Below are 22402 nucleotides of genomic sequence, written 5' to 3' on the forward strand. Positions count from 1 at the left end.
GAACACTGGGAACACTGGGAACACTGGGAACACTGGGAACACTGGGGAGGTGGTTCTGTGCCGGCTCCGCTCGACTCCCCCCCCGCCCCTCGCCCTGTGGGAGAGGGGCGGGGGGGGAGGGAGGTGGCCCAAGGAAGAAGGGGCGCTGAACTAGTTGAACCCTTTGCGGATCTGGTAGAGGTCTTCGAGGTTCAGCCCGTTAAGTTCGAAGAATTCGCGCTCCAGCTCCTCGACGTAGAAGCGGTCGAGGCCTGAGTTCTCCAGGAAATCCTCGCGCAGCAGGCAGTTTTTCTCGTTGATGATCTGGGGAAGCAGGTTGTGGATGTAGACCGCCTCTTTCTTGATGGTGAGGATCGCCTCCTGGAACAGCCGGTCGGGGATCTCGCCTGAGAGGATCTTCTTGTGGACCAACTCTTCGGCGAGTTCTTTCTTCAGGGCGTCCTGGTCGCCCTTGGTGGCGTATTTCGAATAGAAATTGCGGATGCGGTCTTTTACGTGGTCCAGGAGGGTGAGGTAAAGGCGCTCGTCGCTGTCTATGCGCACCAACTTCTCCAGGAGCCCGGTCGTGGTCAGGCGGTTCTCCTCGATCAGCTTAAGACCCGCAGCCAGGTTGGTGACCTTCTTGCGGCCGTAGATCCCCAGGTACTTGTCCTCGAAGATGCCGGAGAGGAAGAGCTTGGTGAAAAGATCCGGGGCCAGCATGTCGAAGGCGCTCTTGTTCCCCAGAAGGCTCCGGATCATATCTTCTGATATCTTCACGTTCTCCATGAAGGCCAGCTGGTTGATGGCGGACGAGGTGGCGTCGTAGCGGTCGAAGTAGGTGATGATGTAGGAGTACCCTTCGAGGATCGAGATGTCGGCGCCGTCGCGGATCTTCTCGTCGCAGGCTTTGCTCGCGTCCAGAAGCATCTCCTCGAAGGCGTGGTCGCGGTTTTCCGCCGCCTGCTTCTTGGCGAAGAGGAGCTTCAGCATGTCCTCGGGCTCGATGGTGCTCTCGATGTGCCGCTCGGATAGGAACATCCCTTCCAGGATCTGCCTGGTCTCGGAGATGTAGTTGCTCTCTTCCAGGTCGACCAGCTTTTTGTCCTTCTTCAGCATCTCGTCGAGGGTGTAGAAGAGCGCGCCGGGGATCTTGTTGCGTACCGAGAGGGTCTTCAGGCGGGTGAGCCTCGCGTTTTCGAGCTTGTTGATCTCCCCTTTGCGGTTGCAGGCGATGAGGATGTTCCGGTACTCGTCGACGATGCGGCGGTTGTCGGGGTGCTTGTACATGACGTCGATCCGGATCCGTTCCTGCTGGTAACGGTCGATGCCGTAGCGCTCGGCCAAACCTGCCAGCGCCTGGAAGTCCGAATCGGTGATCTTCTTGTTGTTGAAGTAAAGCGTCTTGAAGTGGTCGCCGTATTCCCGGTGCCTTACGTTGATGAGCTTGAAGAGGAAAAGATGGGCGCCCGGGTCGTCGACGATGTTCAGGATCTCGTCGATGATGAGGTTGTCCTGCTCTTCTCCGACGGCGTCGGAGCGCTTGAGCGCCTTCCCCAGCACCTTGACGATGCGCTCCTGCTGCTCGTGCATGGCGCCGGTGAAGGTGGAGCCGGTCAGGGCGAAGAAATAGTTGAAGATGGCGTTGCCGTCGAAGAAGATCTTGTCGTAGCTGTGATAGCCTTCGGTGCGGTCGCTGAATTTGAGGGTGCCGGTCCGGTTGTCGTAATGGGTGCCGTAGACGATGAGCCGGTTGGAGACCTCTTCCTTGGCGAGGTCGGCGATAGGCTGGTCCACACCGAACATGTATTCGCAGAAGGAGCCGCCGTTGCCGCGGTGGGTGATCCCTTTGCGGCCGATGACGAACTCGTTGCCGGGGGAGAAGAAACGGATCTCGTCGGGGTCGGAGGGGTCGGTGTTGAAGAAGTAACGGCTGTACGCCTCGGTTCCTGCCGTGATGGCGTAAAACTCGATCTGGTCGTTTGCATAGCCGTGCAGTCGAATGTCTTTAAACATCGGTTCCGTCCGTTTCTGGATAACTTCTATCTCTTCAAAGTTCGACTGTCATGCCGTCGTAGGCGAATTCGACCCCTGCGGGGAGACGGCTGCCGTCGCTGTGGCGCACCTCGTGGGTTAAGTGCGTGAAGAGCGTACGGCGCGGCCGCAGTTTTTGCGCCATCTGCAGCGCCCCCTCGATGTTGAAATGATTCGGGTGCGGGGAAAAACGCAGGGCGTCGATAATGAGAAGTTCGAGCCCCTCTAAGAGGGCCAGGGACCCCTCGGGGATCTCGCTGCAGTCGGTCAGGTAGGCAGCGTTGTCGAACCGGTAACCGGTGGCATCGAAGGAACCGTGCTTGATCGGCACCGGCACCACCCGGCATCCGAACAGCTTGAAAGGGTCTTCGACGGGGAAGGGCTCAAGTAACGGCGAATATCCTTCGGAGGTGAGCCCGTCGAAGATATAGGCGAACTTGTCGGTTGCCGACTGCATCGTTCCCGGGCTGCCGTAGCAGGGGATGATCCGGCGGTGGATGAAATAGAAACCGCGGAGGTCGTCGATGCCGTGAATATGGTCGGCGTGGGTATGGGTGAAGAGAACCGCATCGACATGCGGAATCCCCTCACGCAGCGCCTGCGCCCTGAGATCGGTCGAGGTGTCTACCAGGATGCGCTGTCCGCAGGACTCGACCAGGATCGAGGCACGTGTTCTTTTGTCGCGCGGGTCAGTGGAACCGCAGACCTGGCAGTGGCAGCCGACCATGGGAACACCCGTCGAGGTGCCAGAGCCGAGGATGGTAATCTTCATGTGTCGCCCCTCGGAATGCTGGGTAAGGTAACATGGAATGAGCCAGTGAAGCAAGGGGTTTATCCCTTGCCTTGCGCGGGTTTTGCGGCTATTATCACACGCTGGCCGGCCTCCCCTGGCGGTCGTTTTTGAGCGAAAATTCAAGCAGAGGTTCTCATGCGCGTCGGCATAATATCCCCAAACTACTTCGCCGAGGAAACCGGCAACGCCGTGACAGTGAGGCGCATCGAACGGCACCTGAGATCGCTCGGGTGCGAAGTCAAGGTCTTCGCGACGGACCGCGTGGCGGGGGAACAACTGCAGGCGGCGGTTAAGGAATACGCCCCCGACATCCTGCACGCCTTTCACGCCTACCACGGCGGCAGGGTGGCCTGCGCACTAGCCAAGGCGCTGGGGGTTCCGTACCTGGTGACCTTCACCGGCACCGACATCTACAAGGCGCTCTGCGACCAGCGCAATATGGAGCTGCATGCCGCCCTGAGGGGGGCGTCCCGGCTGGTCGCCTTCCATGGCTGCATCCGCCACCGGCTGGCTGAGCACATGCCGACCCTGCAGGAGCGGACCGCCATCATTCCCCAGGGGGTCGATCTCCCCGACGACTGCAGCCCGCTTCCACCAGCAGAGGAACAGGCTTTCACCTTCTTGCTCCCCGCGGGGCTGCGCCCGGTGAAAAACGTTCTCTTCCCGCTGGAGCCTTTGGCTGAGCTTTATGCCGATCATCCCCAGGTGCGCCTGCTCCTCGCCGGCCCCGTGCTCGACAAGGATTACGCCGCGCAGGTGATGGAGGCCTTCGAACGCTATCCCTTCGCCAGGTATCTTGGCGTGGTGGGACACGACCGCATGGGCGAGTTGTACCGCCGGGTCGACGCGGTGCTGAACAGCTCGCTAAGCGAGGGGGGGATGGCCAACACCGTCCTGGAGGCGATGGCTTATGCCAAGCCGCTTCTCGTTGCGGACATAGAAGGTAACCGCTCCGTGGTCAAAGAGAACGTCACCGGTCTTTTGTATCGCGACGCCGGGGATCTCGTGGCCAAAGCCGGGCAGCTTGCGGCAAACGCCAGGTTGCGGGAGAAGCTCGGCTACAATGGCAGAGCGCTGGTTCGCGCCCTTTACTCGCCCGACAAAGAAGCTGCCTCCTACCTCACTCTCTACCGCGACATACTGCAAAAAAACTGATCCTCTCTCACTTCTCGACTCCTTGTTCGAGTTCTGTCAGCCAACCAACTCCCGCCGTCTCTTAGCACCGTCATAGCGAAACTCCCCTTTGAAGCAACGAGACTAAGGGGATTTCCTGCTGGTGCACCAGAGACAAATCCCCCCTGTCCCCCTTCTCAAAAGGGGGAACGCGAACTCTCTTGCAGCGCTTCGTGGACGAATCTGCTTCAGTTCCCCCGGAACCTTTGTCAAAGAGCAAAGTGGAACAGTCATCGGGGCGAAAGATGGTGCCAATCCATTTTTAAAAAAAAGAGTATTAGCTCTTGTCAATGAGCTTGCAGTCCGTAGAATATCCCTTCGTGACTAAGGAGGGAGACATGGACCGCATTATCGACATAACCGAACTGGCTCTGCGCGACGCGCACCAGAGCCTTATCGCTACGAGGCTCGGGATAGACGACATGGTTCCGGTGTGCGAGGACCTGGACCAGGCGGGCTACTGGTCCATCGAGTGCTGGGGCGGGGCCACCTATGACGCCTGCATCCGCTTTCTCAACGAAGATCCGTGGGTGAGGCTCAGGACCTTCAAGGAGCTGATGCCGAAAACCCCGCTGCAGATGCTTTTGCGGGGGCAGAACCTTTTGGGATACCGGCATTACCAGGACGAGGTGGTGGACCGGTTCGTCCAGAAGAGCGCCGAGAACGGCATCGACGTGTTCCGGATCTTCGATGCACTGAACGATCTGAGGAACCTGGAGCGGTCGGTCCAGGCGGTGAAGCAGTGCGGAAAGCACGCGCAGGTCGCCATCTCCTATACCATCAGTCCCATTCACACCACGGCGAAATTCGTGGAGCAGGCGAAGCGCCTGGTCGACATGGGGTGCGACTCCATATGCATCAAGGACATGGCGGCGCTGATCAAGCCGCACGCGACATACGACCTGGTGAGAGGGATCAAGGAGGCCTGCGGCGACCGGATCCGGATACAGCTGCATGCGCACGCCACCAGCGGCGTGACCATGGTGAGCTACATGAAAGCGGTGGAGGCGGGCGTTGACGGCGTGGACACGGCGGTGAGTTCCATGAGCCTCGGGCCGGGACACAACCCGACGGAGAGTTTTGCGGAGATGCTGGAAAGTACGGGCTACACCACGCGCATCGACCTGGCCCGGGTGAACAAGGTGAAGGAGCACTTCGCCAAGGTGCTCCCCAGGTACTCAGAATTCCTCTCCACCATCACCGGCGCGGAGACGGAGATCTTCAGGAGCCAGATTCCAGGCGGGATGCTTTCCAACATGGAGAGCCAGTTGAAGCAGCAGGGGGCCGGGGACCGGATGCGCGACGTGCTGGAAGAGATACCGCTGGTGAGAAAGGACACGGGATACGTCCCGCTGGTGACCCCGACCAGCCAGATCGTCGGGACCCAGGCGGTGCTGAACGTATTGATGGGGCGCTACAAGGTGCTGACCGGGGAGTTCGCCGACCTGATGCTCGGCTACTACGGCCTCACGCCGGGAGAGCGGAACCCGGAGGTGGTGGAGCAGGCGCGCCGCCACGCGAATAAGGAGCCGATAGAGTGCCGCCCCGCAGATCTATTGGAGCCGGAATGGGGCAAGCTGCGGGCGGCGGCGCTCCCCTTGGAGGGTTGCGACGGCAGCGACGAGGACGTGCTCACTTACGCCCTCTTTCCGCAGGTGGCGCCGAAGTTCTTCGCCACCAGGAGTGAAGGACCTCGAAATCTCGGGCGCGATCCGGTCACCGGAGCTTCGGAAACCAGCATTCCCGAAGGGCATCCGGGGAAGATCACCGGCCCCGTCACATACACGGTCACCTTGAGCGGACAGCCGCACAAGGTGACGGTTGCACCCTACGGCCAGGAATAGGCGCCGCACCGACCAAGGAGCGAGCTCATGTCCATAGAAGAGAAGATAAAAGGGCTGAACGACAAGAAGAGCAAGCTGAAGCTGGGCGGCGGGCGCTCGAAGATCGACCAGCAGCACGCCCAGGGAAGCCTGACCGCCCGGGAGCGGATAGAGACGCTGGTGGACAAGGACAGCTTCCAGGAAATCGGCATCTTCGCCAGGCACCGTTGCACCAATTTCGGCATGGCCGGGAAGGAACTGCCGGCTGAAGGGGTGGTCACCGGCGCCGGGAGCGTGGGCGGGAGGATGGTGCACCTGGCGAGCCAGGATTTCACCGTCGCCGGGGGATCGGCGGGCGAGGTGCACAGCGACAAGATCGTGCAGGCGATGCTGGGGTCGCTGAAGACCGGAACTCCCTTCGTCTTCATGAACGATTCCGGCGGCGCCAGGATCCAGGAAGGGATCGACTCGCTGGCCGGCTACGGCAAGGTCTTCTACCACAACGTCATGCTTAGCGGGGTAGTGCCGCAGATCTCGCTCATCTGCGGCCCCTGTGCCGGGGGGGCGGCCTACAGCCCGGCGCTCACCGATTTCATCATCCAGACCGCCAAGGCGCGTATGTTCATCACCGGCCCTTCCGTGATCAAGGAGGCGACCGGCGAAGAGATCAGCGCCGAGGAGCTGGGAGGGCCGCTGTCGCAGATGAACCACAGCGGCGTGGCGCATTTCGTGGCGGAGAACGACCTGGTGGCGCTTCGCATCTGCAAGAAGCTCCTTTCCTACCTCCCCTCCAACAACATCGAGGACCCGCCGCAGTTGGAAAGCGACGACGTCATCGTCCCGGACAAGACGCTGAACAGCATCGTGCCGTCGGAGCAGAAGAAGGCCTACGACGTGAGGAACGTGATCGCGCGCCTGATCGACGGCGGCGACTTCCTGGAGGTGCAGCCTCTGTTCGCTGGCAACATCGTGGTTGGGTTCGGCAGGATTCTCGGGCGGAGCGTCGGCATCGTCGCCAACCAGCCATCGGTCCTGGCGGGGGCTTTGGACATCAACGCCTCGGACAAAGGGGCCAGGTTCGTCCGGTTTTGCAACGCCTTCAACATCCCGCTGGTGACCCTGGTGGACGTTCCAGGTTTTCTCCCCGGGGTACAGCAGGAGAAGGGGGGGATCATCCGCCACGGCGCCAAGATGCTCTTCGCCTACTCCGCGGCTACCGTCCCGAAGATCACCGTCATCATGCGCAAGGCGTACGGCGGCGCCTTCCTCGCCATGTGCGGCAAGGAGTTGGAGACCGATCGGGTTTTCGCCTGGCCCAGCGCCGAGATCGCGGTCATGGGGCCGCAGGGAGCGGTCAATGTCATCTTCCGAAACGAGATCGCCCAGGCGGAAGATCCCAAGAAAAAGCGCGACGAGCTGATCGCTTCTTACCAGGGAACCTTCGCCACTCCCTATTCGGCCGCGGCACGCCGCGATGTGGACGACATCATCGAGCCCGCCGATACGAGGCGCCACCTCGCCATGACGCTGGACATCCTGAGCACCAAGCGCGAATTCAGGCCCATGAAGAAGCATGGCCTCATTCCGCTGTAAGGGGGAAGCCGTGGACGAAGAGATGGAGCAGGAACACGACCCGGACATCACCCCCGAACTGCTGATGGTGATGTCCGCCGCGATAGCAGCGTATCTGGGCAAGACCGTGAGGATAAGGCGGGCCAGGTTCGTCGACCCGAATCTGATCAACGCCTGGGGACAGTCGAGCCGCGTGGTGCTGCAGGCGTCGCACAACTTGAGGAGATAAACGCCTCCGTCACCTGGAGATAACCCCTTCCCTCACCCCGGCCCTCTCCCAGAGGGAGAGGGAGCATGGACGGAGAGGGGGCAATGGCTACAGGGGGCAACTAGAGGGAGGGGCGCCGGAACCACACGCGGCCACAGCATTACTTAAATAGGAGATTACCGTGCAACTGACCATGACCATTGACGGAAAGAAGTACCGGGTGGACGTAGAAGTCGAGGAAGGGGAAGAGGTGCGTACGGAAGGGGCCTTCCCTCCCACCGCGACCATGCAGGCGTACCCGGTGTATTTGGCGCATCCAACCGCGACCCCGCCGCTGGCCGCGCCGACCCCGGCCTCCGGTTCGGAAAAGATCTGCCGCAGTCCCATCGCGGGGGTGGTTTTCAAGATCGTGGCACAGGTGGGTCAACATCTGGAGGTGAACGACCTGCTGGTCGTTCTCGAGGCCATGAAGATGGAGACCAACATCACGGCGCACATGTCCGGGAAGGTGGAAAAGATTCTGGTTTCCGTGGGCGAAGCGGTGCAGCCTGGACAGGCAATTGCCGAATTTGCCTAATGAACCTTACCCTTCAAAAATATAGTGCTTTTTGAATGTAAAGGGTATAATCGGGGCAGTGGTACTACGAAGGCAGTAAAGGAGGCAGGAGATGAAAAGGGTAAGGCTGTTACTGTTGGTAGTGCTGGCCGCATTCTTTGCCGTATCTACTGGCTATGCCGCTGAGCACAGCTTTAAAGCAAAATTGAGCCCGAAGGAGGAAGTCGGCAAGCCTGACGCGAAGTCCTCCGGCAAGGCTGAGTTCAAACTCAGCAAAGACGGCAAGGAACTGACCTATAAGCTCCACGTTAAGAATGTCGTAGATGCAAGCGCCGCCCACATTCACGTCGGCAAAAAGGGTGAAAACGGTCCTCCGATCGTAGGACTTTTCAGCGGCGGCAAAAAAGGGAAATTCAGCGGCGTTCTTTCCGAGGGCAAGGTTAGCGGCAACGACCTTATGGGCGACTACAAAGGGAAATTCGACGAGCTCGTTAAACTCATGAGGTCTGGCGATACCTACGTTAACGTCCACACCGACAAGTACCCGGACGGCGAGATCCGCGGACAGATCAAATAAGCAGTCTTTTGATTGCTTACATATAACCGCCGGCATCGGTTCCATGGATCGATCGCCGGCGGTTTTGTTTTGCCTCTAGCCTCTCCCCCCGGAGGGGGGAGGTTGGGAGGGGGGAAGATGGAGGAAGATGAAGGAAGCGATCCTGCCTTACGCTTCATCGAGCAAAATAACTTCGCTCTCCGGCTCCGTCGCGGCGCCAAACTCCCCGCCCAGCAATCCCTTCGCTTCATGCTCCGGCAACTGCTCGATCCCTTGCATCTTCCGCTGGATGCGGCGGGTGCGGGTCGCGGCGGTGTCGATGCTGGAGGAGGCCTCGTCCAGCTTCTTCCTGGTTTTTTCCAGCAGGGTCCCGAAGGTCATGAACTCGGTCTTTATCGCGCCCAATAACCGCCAGACGTCGCTGCTCCTTTTCTCGATGGTGAGCGTCTTGAAGCCGAGGCTGAGCGACGAAAGGAGGGCGGCGATGGTGGTGGGGCCTGCGACGATGACCTTGTGCTCGCGCAAGATGGCGTCGAAGAGCCCGGGGCGGCTTAACACCTGGGCGTAGCTCGCCTCGTTGGCCAGGAACATGACGGCGAAATCGGTGGTGTCGGGAGGGGCTAAGTACTTCTCGCAGATGAGCTTCGCCATGGCGGCGACGGTCTTGTCGAACTGCCTGGTCGCCTCCTGTACCGCGGCCTGGTTCCCCTGCTCCTGGGCCTCGACCAGCCGCAGGTAGTCCTCCTGCGGGAACTTGGCGTCGACCGGGAGCCAGAGCGGCTTGTCGTCCTTGCCGGGAAGGCGTATGGCGAACTCGACCCGCGCGTCGCTCCCGGGCTTCGTGGCCACGTTGGCGCCGTACTGGTCGGGGGTGAGTATCTGTTCAAGCAGGTTGTGCAGCTGCACCTCGCCGAGCGTCCCGCGGGTCTTGATGTTGGAGAGGACCTTCTTCAGGTCGCCGACCCCGGAGGCGAGCGACTGCATCTCCCCGAGCCCCTTGTGGACCTGCTCCAGTTGGCCGCTTACCTGCTTGAACGACTCCCCCAGCCGCTTTTCCAGGGTCTCGTGCAGCTTTTCGTCGACCGTGGCGCGCATCTGCTCCAGCTTCTTCGAGTTGTCGTCCTGCAGCCACTTGAGGCGCAGCTCCACCGTTTCGCGCAGCTTGTCCAGGCGCTGCTCGTTGCTGGCGGTGAGGCTGCCAAGCTGCTGAGTGAACCCTTCAAGCTGTCCCTTTTGCAGCGAGGCGATATCCACCATCCGCTTTTGCACCGCTTCCCCGAACTGCCTGAGGTTCCCCCCCAGCTCCTCGCGGTTTCGCCCCAGTTCCGCCTGCAGGGTGCGCTCCAGCCGCTCCAGCCCCTTTTCCAGTTGGTCGAAGCGCGCTTCGGCAACGTGCGCACGTTTGAGATGCAGGTAGCAAAGGAACGCGACCAAGAAGGTGGCGGCGCTAAGCAGCAGGATGATCAATTGAAAGAGGTCAGGCGTCATGTGTAATCCCGCTAATCAGGAAGCGAATCGAGGAACTCGACCAGCGTCTTGTTGAAGAGTTCCGGCTGTTCCATGTTCACCATGTGCCCCGCCTTCTCGATGATTTTGCTCCGGCAGCCGGGGAGAGCGTCGATGAGCACCCGGGCGACTTCAAGCGGCGCGGCCCGATCCTCGGTTCCGGCGATGACGAGCGAGGGCTTGCCGAAGGAGGCGAGAAGTTGGGTGTATTCCTTCCTGTCCTTCATGGCGAGGAGTCCCCCGGCGAGTCCATTGGGCGTGGTGGCGCGCATCCAGGAGGTGACCTGAGCGATAAGTTCCGGGCGTGACACGGTGGTGTCGGCGGCGAAAAGAAGTTCGGCGAAGATCTTTGTAATCGGGTTTGCCCCCAGTCTTTCGGCTTGGGCGGCCATTTCACTTCTGCGCTGGCGTGCAGCTTCGTCGTCGGCGTTGCTCCTGGTGGCGATGAAGGCTGCGGCGCGGACCCGGTCGGGGTGGCGCTCCAGGAGGTTCATGAGGATGTATCCCCCCATGGACATCCCGCCCACCACCGCCTTGTCGATCTGCAGCGCATCGAGCAGCGCCACCAGGTCGTCGGCGAAGCGGTCCATGCTGTAGCCGGTGGCGGGAGCGTCGCTGGCGCCGAAGCCGCGCAGGTCCGGCGCGATGGCGCGATAGCCGGCGTCAGCCAACGGTTTTAATTGCGGCTGCCACATCTGGCGGTTCAGCGGGAAGCCGTGGATGAGCAAGACGGCCGGGCCGTTTCCCTGGTCGTCGTAGGCGATCTTTGTGTTGTTGATTTGGAGTAGCATAAAAACCCTTTGAACCAATTGACGATTGACAATTGACAATGGTTTATTTTTTGTTGTGCATCTTCGTTGTTTTAATTATGGATGTTAGCAATCTTAGTAGGCATTTTGAGTCCGCAGATATAGATTGATAATACTTTTCTTCAAGATAATTGGACTGGTGGAGGAGTTCTAGCCAGTACTCTGTTTCGTTGGCTTCTTTCAGGGCTATTGCCAATTTGTGGACAAAGTCGGCTCTACTTTCCGCCTGTTCGGCTTCGCGCACCAGTGCACCGACAGCGGTGCCGGACCTCAGCAACTGCTTGCTGATCACGAACTCCTTTCGCTCGCAGAGATACTGGTACAACTTGATAATTCTCAATGCGAATGCGAAAGACTTATCTTTGACCGCATTGGTTTCCATCCGAAAGGTTGTAATCGTCAATTATCAATTGTCAATTATCAATTGTCAATTATCAATTGGGTTTTAGCCTTAATTGCCTCTCCACGTTTTTCGTTGTCAATCGTCAATTGTCAATTGTCAATTGGGTTTCCACGTTTTGTCTCTCAGTCCCGACCGTCTGACAACTCTGCGCTGCACCGTGGCCAGGAAGAGTTCCTGGTTCGCCAGGATGTCGACCGACGTTTTCGCCCGGGTTATGGCGGTGTACAAAAGCTCCCGTGTCAGGACCGGCGCGTCGCGGTCGGGCAGAACCAGCAGCACGCGGTCGAACTCGGAACCCTGACTCTTGTGCACGGTCATGGCGAAGGCGCACTCGTATTCCGGAAGCCTGAGCGGCAAGACTTTCCTCATGCCGCCGGTGCCGGAGGGGAAGAAGGCGCGCAGCTCTCCTCCCGTTTCGGCGTCGGGCAATATCAGCCCCACATCGCCGTTGAAGAGCCCCAGGTTGTAGTCGTTCCTGGTGATCATGACCGGCTCGCCGGCGTACCAGCGGCCGCGGGGGTGGATCATTCCCGCCTGGGCCAGCCGCTGACGCACCAGCAGGTTGATCGCCTCGACTCCGAACGGGCCGCTGCGCATGGCGCAAAGGATACGGAACCGGCTGAACTCAGCGAAGGCTGCTTCCGGGCTCTCCTCCCGCAGATAGGCGCCGTAGCCTTCGGTAATCCTTTTGGCGAGTGCGTCGGCCAGGGCGGCTGCGGTGGGGAGCGGCGCCAGCGTGACGCCGGCTACGGCGGAGTCGAGGCAGGCCGACAAAGCGCCGGGAGCGTCCCCCGCGTTGACCAGCGAGCCTACCTTGCCGATGCCTCCGGCGGAGGAGAAACGGTAGCTCTTCTGCAACTGCACGACGGCGTCGCCGAGCGGGGACATGCCGGAGCTGGAGGTAACTGCGTCGCCGGCGACGTCGGCTGCCAGGGCGGCGAAAGCGGGGGAGAAGCCGTGCACGCCGCCGGTGTCGCAGATGTCGCCCAGGACAGCGCCGGCTTCCACCGAGGCGAGCTGGTCCCGGTCGCCCAAAAGGATGAGGCGGGTGTCCTGCCGCAGGGCGCAGACCAGCTTGGCCATGAGGGGAAGCGAGACCATGGAGGCCTCGTCCACGATGACTACGCCGTAGGGGAGCGGGTTGTCGGCGTTGTGGCGGAAGCCGCTGGACCCCTTCAGGTAACCGAGCAGGCGGTGCAGGGTGAAGACGTCTTCCGGGATTAGTCCGCGTACCCCCTCTTCCGCAAAGCGGGCTCCGTCGCTGATCGATTCCTTAAGCCTCGCGGCCGCCTTGCCGGTGGGGGCAGCCAGCGCGATCCTGAGGCCGGCGCCGGTTCCAGCCTCCTCCGCCTGCTCCAGGAGGAGCGAGAGCACCTTAACCACGGTCGAGGTCTTGCCGGTTCCGGGCCCTCCGGAGATGACGCAAAAGCGCCTGGTGACGGCGGCGAGCGCCGCGACCCGCTGCCAGTCCGTTTCTCCCGGCGTGGGAGGGAAAAGTCGCGCGAGCCCCTTTTGCAGCAGCTCCCGGTCGAACTGCACCGTCTCGCCGCGCTTCATGATCGCCTCGGCGAGCTCATACTCATAGCGCCAGTAGCGCTGCAGGTAGAGGCGGTCGGCGTGGTCCAGGATGAGCGGCTTGAACTCGCCGGGCTCGCCGACTACCTGGTGGGTGGCGAGCTTTTTGCGCCAGGCGGCTATCGATTCGATGCGGTACCCCGTAGCGCGCGCGTCTTCCAGAGCGCTCTCCAGGTCGAGGCAGACGTCCCCCGCCGTCACCCCGCGGCTCAAGAGCGCCGCCGCAGCCTCAAGGTGTGCGTCACGGCTTGCCGCCTGCCGGCAGATGAATGAGGCGAACTGCCGGTCTATGTCGTTGAACTGGAATGTTTCAGCGGCCATTTGGTTTCCTGATGACTTTAATCGAAGAGATCCAGGCTGAGCTGCCCTTCTATCTCCGTCTTTCTCGGCTTCTTCCCAACTCCCCCTCGCCCGGCGGGAGAGGGCAGGGGTGAGGGGATTGGTTCATCAATCCGGGAAGGTCTCGCGCTCTCCGGGAGCAGCACCTCTGCCAGATGGGCGATGAGTTCCCTGGGCGGCCGGTCGGCGTAGACCCCGTTCCCCGTGCCGTCGACGCCGCGCAGGAAAAGGTAGAAGACGCCGCCGAAGTGCCGGTCGTAATCGTACCCGGGGACCCTGAGCCTCAGGTAGTTGTCGAGCGCCACCGTGTAGAGGAGGTACTGCAGCGGATAGAAGTTTTCTTCCATCTCTTTTTTCAGCGTCGCCTGTCCGTAGTCGCCGGGGGTGTTACCCAGGTGATTGGACTTCCAGTCCACGATGTAGTAGCGCCCACCGTGCTCGAAGACAAGGTCGATGAAGCCGAGCAGCATCCCCTGCACCGGCGCGAAGGACAGGCGGCTGAAAAGATCGGCCAGATCGACCGGGAACTGCGGGGCTCCCGCTGCGCCGTGTCCGGCCGTGAAGCGGGCGGCGGCTTCCTTCAGGCGGTCGGAGGTAACGTGCGAAAGCGGGAAGAAGAATTCCATTTCGGTGAGACGCCGCTCCAGCCCAACCTGCGCCAGCGCGATTGCCCCATCCCCCAGCGGTGCCTGCAACACGTTTTGCACCATGTCGCGCACGGCCTGGCTCCAGTCGGGGGCGAAGCCGTGCTTGTCCAACTGCTCCTTCACCAGGGGCGAAAGCTGCTCGCCCATCCTTGTGAAATCGAGGTCCTCGAAGATCTTGTGCAGGAAGATGCCGGCCTTGGCCCCCTTGGGAAAGGCGAAAATCCCGGTCGGCTCGACATCCTGCACGGGGCGCTCCTCGACCGCCCCACCCTCGTCGCGGTCGGGAAGCTCGGCTGTGTGGTGCTTGTGGCTTGAGAGCGAGGTGAAACTCGCCACACGCCAGTCCCGGGAGATGGCACCGGTAAAGGGAAGCGGAGCCAAGTCGGGCGCCTTCTTGTCGTGCGCCCGGTACGGCGCCAGGTCAGCCGCAGGGAGATCCAGGACCTCGATTCTCCCGGCGGAGGAGGCCGCCAGCGTGTCGAGTCTTTTGCGGATGTCGGCATCGCTTAAGCTCACCTGCCCCTTGACCGGCGTCTCGCCTGGGTGCAGCAGGTAGTGCAGCGCGCTGTCGCCGGCATCCTTGAAGGCGCCCCAGGTGAGGTAGGTCCGGTGCTTGCCGCGGGTGAGGGCTACGTAGAGAAGCCGCAGGCTTTCGGCCAGGGCCTCCCGCGCGGCCTGCGCCTTGTGCTCTCCCATCTGCTCGGAGCCTATGTCCAGCACCACCCGGCCGTCCTCGTCGTGGAAGAGCGCCCCCTCGTCCTTGCCGGCGTACTCGGCCCAGCAGAAAGGGAGGAACACGATGGGGTACTCGAGCCCCTTGCTCTTGTGGATGGTGACCAGTTGCACCGCGGCTTCGTCGGTCTCCAGCCGGATCTCGTACTCATCCTTCTTGGGCTCTTCAGTGATGCGGCAGGCGAGCCAGGAGATGACCGCTTCCATCCCCAGCCGTTCGTTGACCTGCGCCTGATGAATGGTCTCGATGGCGTGCAGGAGGTTGGTGAGGCGCCGCTCCCCCATCGGTTCAGCGAGCAGCCGTTTCCTCACCTCGCGTTTTTCCATGAACTGCAGCGCCATGGACATGCAGCTGCCGCTGTTCCAGGTGTCATGGTAGCCCCGGAATTCCTCCAGGATCTCCTCCCAACCCTTCTCGTCGTCCATGAGCCGGGCCAGTTCCGTCCCGCTCACCCCGACCAGGTCGGTGGCCAGCGCCCCGCGCAGAAGCGACTCGTGCCCCGGTTGCGCCACCGCCGAGAGGAGTCGGAGCAGTTCCGCCGCCTCGTCGGACTCGAAGAGGTTACCCGCGCTACAAAGGACGCTCGGTATCCCCCTGCGGGTGAGCGCCCGCTGCATCAGCTTCGCCTGCCGGTTCGCGCGCACAAGGACGGCGATATCCCTAGGCTCGACCGCGCGCTGCACCCACTTCTCGGACCCATCCTCCGCGTCCTTGCGGAGCTCTTCAATCGTCAGCTTCCCCGCCGCGCCGTCGCGCAGAAGCCGGGAGATTTCCGCTGCCACCGTTTCCGGAAGCTGCTCCCAGGCGTCCCCCTTGTTGATCGGCTTGCCGAGGTCCTTGCGCGGGGCGAGCCAGAGCTTCAGCGGCGCCGTCCTCTGTCCCGCTTCCACGAGCCTGCTCTTTTCCTTCGGAGCCGCTTCCACCTTGTTGAAGCCTATCTGCGGGTAGAGGAAGGGGAGCTCGCGCGACGCGAAGAGGGCGTTGACGGCGTCGATAAGCCCCGCTTCGGAGCGGAAGTTCTGCAGCAGGGTGTGGCGCTCTTTGGTCGCCTGGGCCGCCCCCATGTAGGCGAAGATGTCGGCGCCGCGGAAGCTGTAGATGGCCTGCTTCGGGTCGCCGATCAGGAAGAAGGGGGCCTCGTGTCCCACCGGGTAGATGGCGTCGAAGATGGCGAACTGCAGGGGATCCGTGTCCTGGAATTCGTCGATGAGGGCCGCCTGGTAGCGCTCGCGGATCAGCCGCGGCAGCGTCGATGCGGGGCGCAGCAGCGCCGCGTGCAGGTCGAGGAGGAGATCGTCGAAGGAACGCAGGTTCTTCAGCCGCTTCCGTTTCGGGAGCTCGGCGCGCAGGTAGTCGAAGAAGCCGCGCTTGAGCCCCTGGAGCCAATCATCCAGCTCGTTGGCGTCGGCGGGCGGGTCCGGGATCACTGCGGCGTTCGGGTCTCCGCAGACCCTTTGCACCAGCTTCAGCAGGGACTCCGGGGAAACCTTGGCGGCGCCGGCCGCGGCGATCCTCTCCTCAGGCTGGCCGTAGCAGTTTATGCGCCAGTAGTCCTGGGCGATCTCCATCAGGATCTTCCCCTGGTCGGTGACAAGCTCGGTGTCGCACAGGGAGCCGCTTTCGAAGGGGTTGTCCTGCAGCATCCTCTGGCAGAAACCGTGGATGGTGAAGATGGCGGCCTCGTCGAAGCTCCGTATGGCGCTCGACAGAAGCCGCCGCGCCTCGGAGTGGTCCGGCGTCGACTTGAGCAGCCCCTCGATCAGGAAGTCGTTCGTGGTGCCGGTCAGGAAGCCGTTTTCCGCTTCCTTCAGTTTGTTCCTGATCCGCTCCTTGAGCTCCTTCGTCGCTGCCTCGGTGAAGGTGACCACCAGGATGCGCGAGACGTCGAATTTCTGTTCCAGCACCAGGCGCAGGTAGACCCCGGCGATGGTGAAGGTCTTGCCAGTGCCGGCGCTCGCCTCGATCAGATTGCGCCCGGCAAGCGGGGTATGGATGAGGTCGAATCGTTTCATTTGCCTTTACCCTTGGCCCCCTGGTGATCCAGGAGCGGCTCCCAGACCTGGAGCGCCAGGGCCGCGAACTCCTCGTCCAGCGGCGCGTCGTCGCCGAAGCAGCGGCGGCAGTGCTCGTCCTTTCCCTCGCCCTCGTAAAATTCGCTGCCGTGCCACTTGCCCATGGCATCGGCGAGCGCCTTCGCCGCCTTCTTCGGGTCGCGCGACTTTTTGGCGTACTCCAGGGAGCTCTCCGGGAAGAACTTGAGCGGGCAGGTCATACCCAGTCGGTACAGCTCCAGGAGCCGGTCCAGGTGCTCCGTGCATGCCTCGACGGGGGGGAGGTGGATGGTGCTGTCCGAGGCGACGAAGCTGCTCTCCTGCGGATACCCTTCGGCCTTCGCGCAGTTGAGCGCCAGGTGCTCGACCCAGAGCCGCAGCTGATCTTTCGCCTTCAGCTTGGTGTAGCGGTAGCGCACCATCCGGTCGGTGCGTAGGTTTTCGATGCGCCCGATGATCCTCCCGCCGGGAAGTACCAGGTCGATGTCCAGGGGAGGGAGCGGCTCACCGTCCGACGCCTCGACCACCTTGGCGGCGAACTCCTGAGCGGGTTCGCCGAGCTTGCGGAAAAGGGCCGAGCCGCAGACTCCGGGAGGGAGGTCGCCGCGCGCGCAGGCGACGGCGTAAGGGGTGTCGAGCTCCTCTCCGCGCAGGAGGGCCGTGACCATCTCCTGCTCCAGCTGGTACTTGGCGAGGGTATCCAGCGCGAAGGGCTCCGATTCCTCTAGCGGTTCCACCCCCTGTTCTATGCGGATGCCGAGCCGGCGCCGCAACAGTTCCTTGGCGGGGTTGCAGAGGAAATCGATGAGCGCCTTGAGCGTGACGGTCCCTTCTTCCTCCCAGGCGGGAAGGGGCGCATCCAGAAACGGCTCCCGTGGAGCGGGGGGGGAGAGCTTGGCTTTCGCCCCCTCGCAGTTTTGCTCCGAGTAGCTGAAAAGGGCGGAGTCCCGGTTGAAGTATTTGGGACTGAAAGGCTGCAGCGGGTGGCGCGCTACTTCTGCTGCGGGCTTACCCTCAGGCGTGATGAAAGCGCGTTCCAGGTAGTCCAGAAGTTCGCTCACCAGCACGCTCGGGGGGAGTTCGGCGTTGTCCTTGATGCTCTGCCCCACGTAGCTTATATGCAGCCTCTTGCGGGCGGAGAGGAGGGCCTCCAGGAAGAGGTAGCGGTCCTCGTCCCGCGGGGACGAGTCGCCGGAGCGGGGCTCCCTGGTCATCAGGTCGAACCCCTGGGGCGGGTTGCGGCGCGGGAATTCCCCCTCGTTCATCCCCAACAAGGCGACCACCGGAAAGGGGATGCTCCGCATCGGGAGCATGGCGCAGAAGGTGACGTCGCCGGTGAGAAAGCCGAGGTCCCTTTTCGAGGCCCCCAACTGCTGCTCGACCCAGTAGCGCACCACCTCGATGCCGATCTCTTCCTCGAAACCGGCCGCAGCGGGAGACTCCCCCAGCTTCTTCGCCATCTCTATCAGGAGGAGGAACTCGCGCTCCCCTTCCTGGTCCGGGAGGATGAAGTCGTCCAGGATCTGGCGCAGCGCCGGCACCCACTCGGACGGCACGCGCGGGCGGGAAAGCGCACCGGTCTGGGCGAAAAGCTTTTCGCAGAAGGTGAGGAAGCGCCCGAAGGAGAGCGCCACGCCACCCTCCATGTCGTCGTAGGGGAGTATGCCGTCATAAAACGAGCGCCCGTCGCCGTTCATGGCGTAGCCCAAAAGCAGCCGGTCGAGCCCGGCGGACCAGGAGTTTTCGCTGAAGGGGGGGACGCCGTGTTCCGCGCGCTGGGAGGCGTCGATGCCCCACCTGATGTTGGCTCCCCTGAGCCAGTCCCGCACGTTTTCCAGGTCGTCGCCGGAGAGCCCGAACCGGCGCGCCACCGGGGGGGACTCCAGGATGTCCAGCACGGTCGCCACGCCGTAGCGGCCGCCGCAAAGGCCGAGGATGGCGACAAGGGCACGGGCCGCTTCCCCCTCGTTCTTCAGGCTTCTGTCCGCGATGGAATAGGGGATGCGTTTGCGATCTTCTTCCGGGTTGTCGAAGACGGCGGAGATGTAGGGGGCGTAAGCTTCGATATCGGGCGTCATCACCAGCACGTCGCGGGGGGACAGCAGGGGCTCGGCGTCGAAGAGGGAGAGAAGCGTGTCGTAGAGGACCTCCACCTCGCGCATCGGGGAGTGGCAGGAATGGACCTTGAGGGAGAGGTCGCCCGCCTGCACCTGGCGCGGCCCCGCCTCGGCTCCCCGCAGTTCCACGATGTCCGCCTGGACCTCGTGCAGCAGCACCCCCTGCGGAAGCTCGTAGAAGCTGTCCTCCCTTTCATGGTCGCCGCAGTCGTCGATGATCGCCTTGAAGAAGTCGCGGCCGAGCTTCCCCCACGAGGCAAGGAGCGGGTTCCCGGTCTCGTACCACTGCTCCTCCCCCTGGCCGTGCTTCTCCAGCCGGGCCAGCTCCCGCTCGGAGACGATCTCGCCCCAGTACTGGCGGCAGGGGTTCAAGAGGAACAGGTTGACCTCGGCGTGCTCCGCCACCTTGGCGAGGACGTCGAGGTGGAAGGGGGGAAGCGAGGGAATGCCGATCACCGAGACGCGGCGCCGCCAGGAACGGTCGTTTTTGCGGGAAGCGAGGAAGTCGTGCAGCAGCCGGGCGCGGTGCTTCTGGCCGGCGCCGTCGTTAAGAGCCCGCCAGAGCTGCGCCTGCCAGTGCTCCTCTTCCCCCTGCTCCCAGCGGAGCAGTTCTTTGGGACGGTAGATTGTGTACCGGTCGAAGGTGTCGGAAATGCGCCGGGCCAGCTGCATCCGCTTGAGGCCGTCGCCGTCGTCGGCAAGGTACCCGGCGACCTCCTCGAAGCCGGCTCTTCCGGCGGACTGCTGCAGCAGCCCCAGGATCCTCCAGGTCATCACCTCCGGGGCGAAAAGCGGAGCGTCGGTGGGGCTTTCCGGGAGCACATGGGCGAAGACCTCCTCCACGAACTTGTTGGGAAAGAGGAAGTCGCCGTTGGCCCAGACACCGATGCGGGAGGCAAGCTCCATGGAGAGCCAACGCTGCATCCCCTTGTTCTGCACCACGACCAGTTCCTTGTCGAAGGTGGTGCAGGGGGCGGGACGGGGGGCGCGGGCCACCCTTTCCAGCTCGTCCACCAGGCGTTCCATGCGGTTGCTGGTATATATCTTCAGCGGCATTTCCCACTCCCTCGTCTCTGCGATTCAGCGCCCCTTTCCAGCCCCCGGGCGGCTGCAAAGGAAGACGGAAAGATAGCACATCGTCACTTGGCTGTCTCTAAAAAGGGGACAGGCTACTTTTTCAAAAAATAAAGTAGCCTGTCCCCTTTTCTGATGCGGCTTGCGTTGTCATTTTGTTTGGCTATATTTTGTCTTTGTGTTTGCTAATTAATGACTTGGCGAGCGCTGTTAAGGAGCGGTTCCGTCAACCCTGCGGCCTTGGCTGGCGGGCTTCGGGGCCGGCTCGGGCGACTCCTCTTTCTAATGGGAGAGTGTGAGAGAGGTAAAAGGAGAGCCGCATGAAGCTGATCACGGAAGAGATGCTGGCACGCGCGTACTACTGGGTGAAGCCTCTGATGTCACGCAGGCTGCAGATTCTCCTGCGCGGCGTGGTGGCAAGGCGCAAAAGGACGCTGCACCGCTCCACCTGGCCCATCGATCCCAGTGCAGGCGGCAAACCCGCGGGCTTTCCGGGCTGGCCCAATGGGAACCGCTTCTCCGTGGTCCTCACCCACGACGTCGATACAGCGCGAGGCCTCAAGCGCTGCGAGGAGCTGATGGAACTGGAAAAGGAGATGGGATTTCGCTCCTCGTTCAACTTCGTGGCCCACGATTACGTGCTCCCTCCGGAGCTGCGCAGGAAGCTGGTGGAGCAGGGGTTCGAGGTGGGGGTGCACGGCCTGGAGCACAACAGAAAGCTGTACGAGTCGTCGGACACCTTCGCCCGGCAGGCGGCGCTGATCAACGGGTACCTGAAGGAGTGGGGCGCAGTCGGCTTCCGCTCGCCCTGTGTCTACCATAACTTCGAATGGCTGCACCAGCTGGACATCAGCTACGAGGCGTCCGCCTTCGACACGGATCCGTTCGAGCCGCAGTCCGACGGCCTGAGGACCATCTTCCCGGTGCACCAGACCGCGGTCCCGGGGCGGGAATACGTCGTGCTCCCCTATACCCTGCCGCAGGACTTCACCATGTTCATCCTGTTCAGGGAAAAGGGGATCGGGATCTGGAAAGAGAAGCTGCGCTGGATCGCGGAGCACGGCGGCATGGCCCTCTTGATCACTCACCCCGATTACATGAGCTTCGGCGGCAGCCGGCAGTTCGACGAGTATCGCTGCGAACTCTACCGGGAGCTTTTGGAGCACATAAGGAGCGAGTACCAAGGTGAGTACTGTCATCTCCTCCCTCATGAAATCGCCTCATTCTGGACCGAACGTGTCGCCTTCCGGTAACGTGGGCGCCCCTTTTGCGCCAGCGCCTGTGGGCGACAGGGGCGGACCTGACCCGGTCCCCGGAGGTGGCGCATGAGGCCCGTTTTGTGGTTGAACCTCCTCTACGCGGCTGTCATCGCAGCCATCGCCCTTTCCCACCGGATAGGCGCCGACCGCTTCTGGCCCGGCGCCTTGAACCTCTACCTCCCTCAGGTTATGTGGGCTCTGCCCGGCATCATCCTGCTGCCGGTTACCTGGAAAGCGGAACGTCCCTGGGTTTGGCTCCCCCTTTGTGCGCTTTTGTGGGTCATCGGCCCGGCGATGGGGTACAACTGGCCCCTGAACCGGGAGAAGGGGGACGTGTCGGGGACCCCGCTCAGGGTGATGACCTGGAACATCAAGTACGGAAAGCATGACCTCATGCCGCTGGTGGAGGAACTGGAGCGCAGCCGCCCGGACGTCGTCCTTTTCCAGGACGCGGTGCGCGCCGGGGCTGGTCCATTGGCGTGGTACTTCAGGGACTGGCACCTGCTCAGCCAGGGGCAGTACCTGATTGCCAGCAGGTATCCACTCTCGGCGGCCGAGGTTTTCGAGCTCCCCTATTCGGGGCGGAGGAAGGAGTACTTCCTGCGCTGCAAAATGCGGGTCGGTTCCTCGGAGATATCCCTCTACGACGTCCACTTCAAGACCCCGCGCCGAAGCCTGAACGCTTTCAGGAAAGCGAAGCACGGTCCCTGGTATATACCGGGGGCGGTGGAAAGGTTCGAGGACAACGTGACGCTGCGGCTCATCCAGGCCAGGACGGTCGCCGGATACCTCTCTCGCGAGACGGGGCCGGTGCTGGTGGCGGGGGACCTGAATTCACCCGACCCTTCCCTTGTCTGCCGCACGCTCAGGGAAGCGGGGCTCGCGGACGCCTTCGCCGCGGCCGGAAAGGGGTACGGCTACACCTACGGGCATTTCCTTTTGAAAAACAGGATCCCGTGGCTGCGTGTTTCCTGGATGCGCATCGACCACGTCATGACCAACTCCTGGCTCACCGCTTCCCGCTGCCGGGTCGGGACCGGCAGGGCGTCGGACCACCGGCCCGTGATAGCCGATTTTTTACTAAAGAATTCCCCGTAGTTGCCGTGGAGTTCCCCCACTTGTAATTGCACTTTTCAACCGAGCATGCTAGTTATGGTCGGTCTAACGAACAAGCGATCGGGCCAAGCACGAGCGC

The 22402-nt window shown here is 62.3% G+C and carries 16 protein-coding genes; 8 read left to right on the forward strand and 8 right to left on the reverse strand.

Going from position 1 to position 22402, the window contains the following annotated elements:
* Window positions 1–150: 150 nt before the first annotated feature.
* Window positions 151–1995 (reverse strand): TIGR04442 family protein, encoded by a 1845-nt coding sequence (locus K419_RS0114915; RefSeq protein WP_026842290.1) that lies wholly within the window; start codon window positions 1993–1995, stop codon window positions 151–153.
* 34 nt (window positions 1996–2029) lie between these two features.
* The gene (locus tag K419_RS0114920) at window positions 2030–2785 is read right to left on the reverse strand and encodes a GPMC system MBL fold metallohydrolase (protein ID WP_026842291.1); all 756 of its coding nucleotides are present in this window, start codon (window positions 2783–2785) and stop codon (window positions 2030–2032) included.
* A gap of 156 nt (window positions 2786–2941) precedes the next feature.
* On the opposite strand from K419_RS0114920, the gene K419_RS0114925 reads away from it, so the two are divergent.
* The 6 genes from K419_RS0114925 to K419_RS0114950 all read left to right on the forward strand — a co-directional run bounded on the left by K419_RS0114925 (window position 2942) and on the right by K419_RS0114950 (window position 8715).
* Window positions 2942–3961 carry a GPMC system family 4 glycosyltransferase gene (locus K419_RS0114925; RefSeq protein WP_026842292.1) on the forward strand — a complete coding sequence of 340 codons (1020 nt, stop codon included), beginning with the start codon at window positions 2942–2944 and terminating at the stop codon, window positions 3959–3961.
* 356 nt (window positions 3962–4317) lie between these two features.
* Window positions 4318–5823 (forward strand): methylmalonyl-CoA carboxytransferase subunit 5S, encoded by a 1506-nt coding sequence (locus K419_RS0114930; protein WP_026842293.1) that lies wholly within the window; start codon window positions 4318–4320, stop codon window positions 5821–5823.
* A 27-nt stretch (window positions 5824–5850) separates the two neighbouring features.
* A complete protein-coding gene (locus K419_RS0114935) occupies window positions 5851–7395 on the forward strand; it encodes an acyl-CoA carboxylase subunit beta (RefSeq protein WP_026842294.1) in 1545 nt (514 codons plus the stop codon).
* A gap of 10 nt (window positions 7396–7405) precedes the next feature.
* Window positions 7406–7603, forward strand: coding sequence for a hypothetical protein (locus tag K419_RS0114940; protein ID WP_226377707.1), 198 nt, complete (start codon window positions 7406–7408; stop codon window positions 7601–7603).
* A gap of 160 nt (window positions 7604–7763) precedes the next feature.
* Entirely contained in the window at window positions 7764–8159 is a 396-nt protein-coding gene (locus K419_RS0114945) for an acetyl-CoA carboxylase biotin carboxyl carrier protein subunit (RefSeq protein ID WP_026842296.1), read from the forward strand.
* 91 nt (window positions 8160–8250) lie between these two features.
* Window positions 8251–8715, forward strand: coding sequence for a CHRD domain-containing protein (locus K419_RS0114950; protein WP_051293059.1), 465 nt, complete (start codon window positions 8251–8253; stop codon window positions 8713–8715).
* A 147-nt stretch (window positions 8716–8862) separates the two neighbouring features.
* Here K419_RS0114950 and rmuC read toward each other — a convergent pair whose 3' ends face one another.
* The 6 genes from rmuC to recC form a co-directional block, all read right to left on the reverse strand.
* Window positions 8863–10182, reverse strand: a complete 1320-nt coding sequence (gene rmuC, locus K419_RS0114955; RefSeq protein WP_026842298.1) for a DNA recombination protein RmuC — start codon at window positions 10180–10182, stop codon at window positions 8863–8865.
* A gap of 11 nt (window positions 10183–10193) precedes the next feature.
* Window positions 10194–10991, reverse strand: a complete 798-nt coding sequence (locus K419_RS0114960; protein ID WP_026842299.1) for an alpha/beta fold hydrolase — start codon at window positions 10989–10991, stop codon at window positions 10194–10196.
* Between the two features lie 43 nt (window positions 10992–11034).
* Window positions 11035–11391 (reverse strand): four helix bundle protein, encoded by a 357-nt coding sequence (locus tag K419_RS0114965; protein ID WP_026842300.1) that lies wholly within the window; start codon window positions 11389–11391, stop codon window positions 11035–11037.
* Between the two features lie 117 nt (window positions 11392–11508).
* Window positions 11509–13308 carry an exodeoxyribonuclease V subunit alpha gene (recD, locus tag K419_RS0114970; protein ID WP_026842301.1) on the reverse strand — a complete coding sequence of 600 codons (1800 nt, stop codon included), beginning with the start codon at window positions 13306–13308 and terminating at the stop codon, window positions 11509–11511.
* 17 nt (window positions 13309–13325) lie between these two features.
* Window positions 13326–16718 carry an exodeoxyribonuclease V subunit beta gene (gene recB / locus K419_RS0114975; RefSeq protein ID WP_026842302.1) on the reverse strand — a complete coding sequence of 1131 codons (3393 nt, stop codon included), beginning with the start codon at window positions 16716–16718 and terminating at the stop codon, window positions 13326–13328.
* Entirely contained in the window at window positions 16715–19930 is a 3216-nt protein-coding gene (recC, locus tag K419_RS0114980; RefSeq protein ID WP_026842303.1) for an exodeoxyribonuclease V subunit gamma, read from the reverse strand. Before recC ends, recB begins: the two co-directional genes overlap by 4 nt.
* 338 nt (window positions 19931–20268) lie before the next feature.
* Here recC and K419_RS0114985 point away from each other — a divergent pair, with 338 nt between their 5' ends.
* A complete protein-coding gene (locus K419_RS0114985; protein WP_026842304.1) occupies window positions 20269–21201 on the forward strand; it encodes a polysaccharide deacetylase family protein in 933 nt (310 codons plus the stop codon).
* A 72-nt stretch (window positions 21202–21273) separates the two neighbouring features.
* A complete protein-coding gene (locus K419_RS0114990) occupies window positions 21274–22305 on the forward strand; it encodes an endonuclease/exonuclease/phosphatase family protein (protein ID WP_026842305.1) in 1032 nt (343 codons plus the stop codon).
* Window positions 22306–22402: the final 97 nt, after the last annotated feature.

The sequence above is a fragment of the Citrifermentans bremense R1 genome (assembly GCF_000426865.1).
In the GTDB taxonomy this organism is placed as follows: Bacteria; Desulfobacterota; Desulfuromonadia; order Geobacterales; family Geobacteraceae; genus Geomonas; species Geomonas bremensis.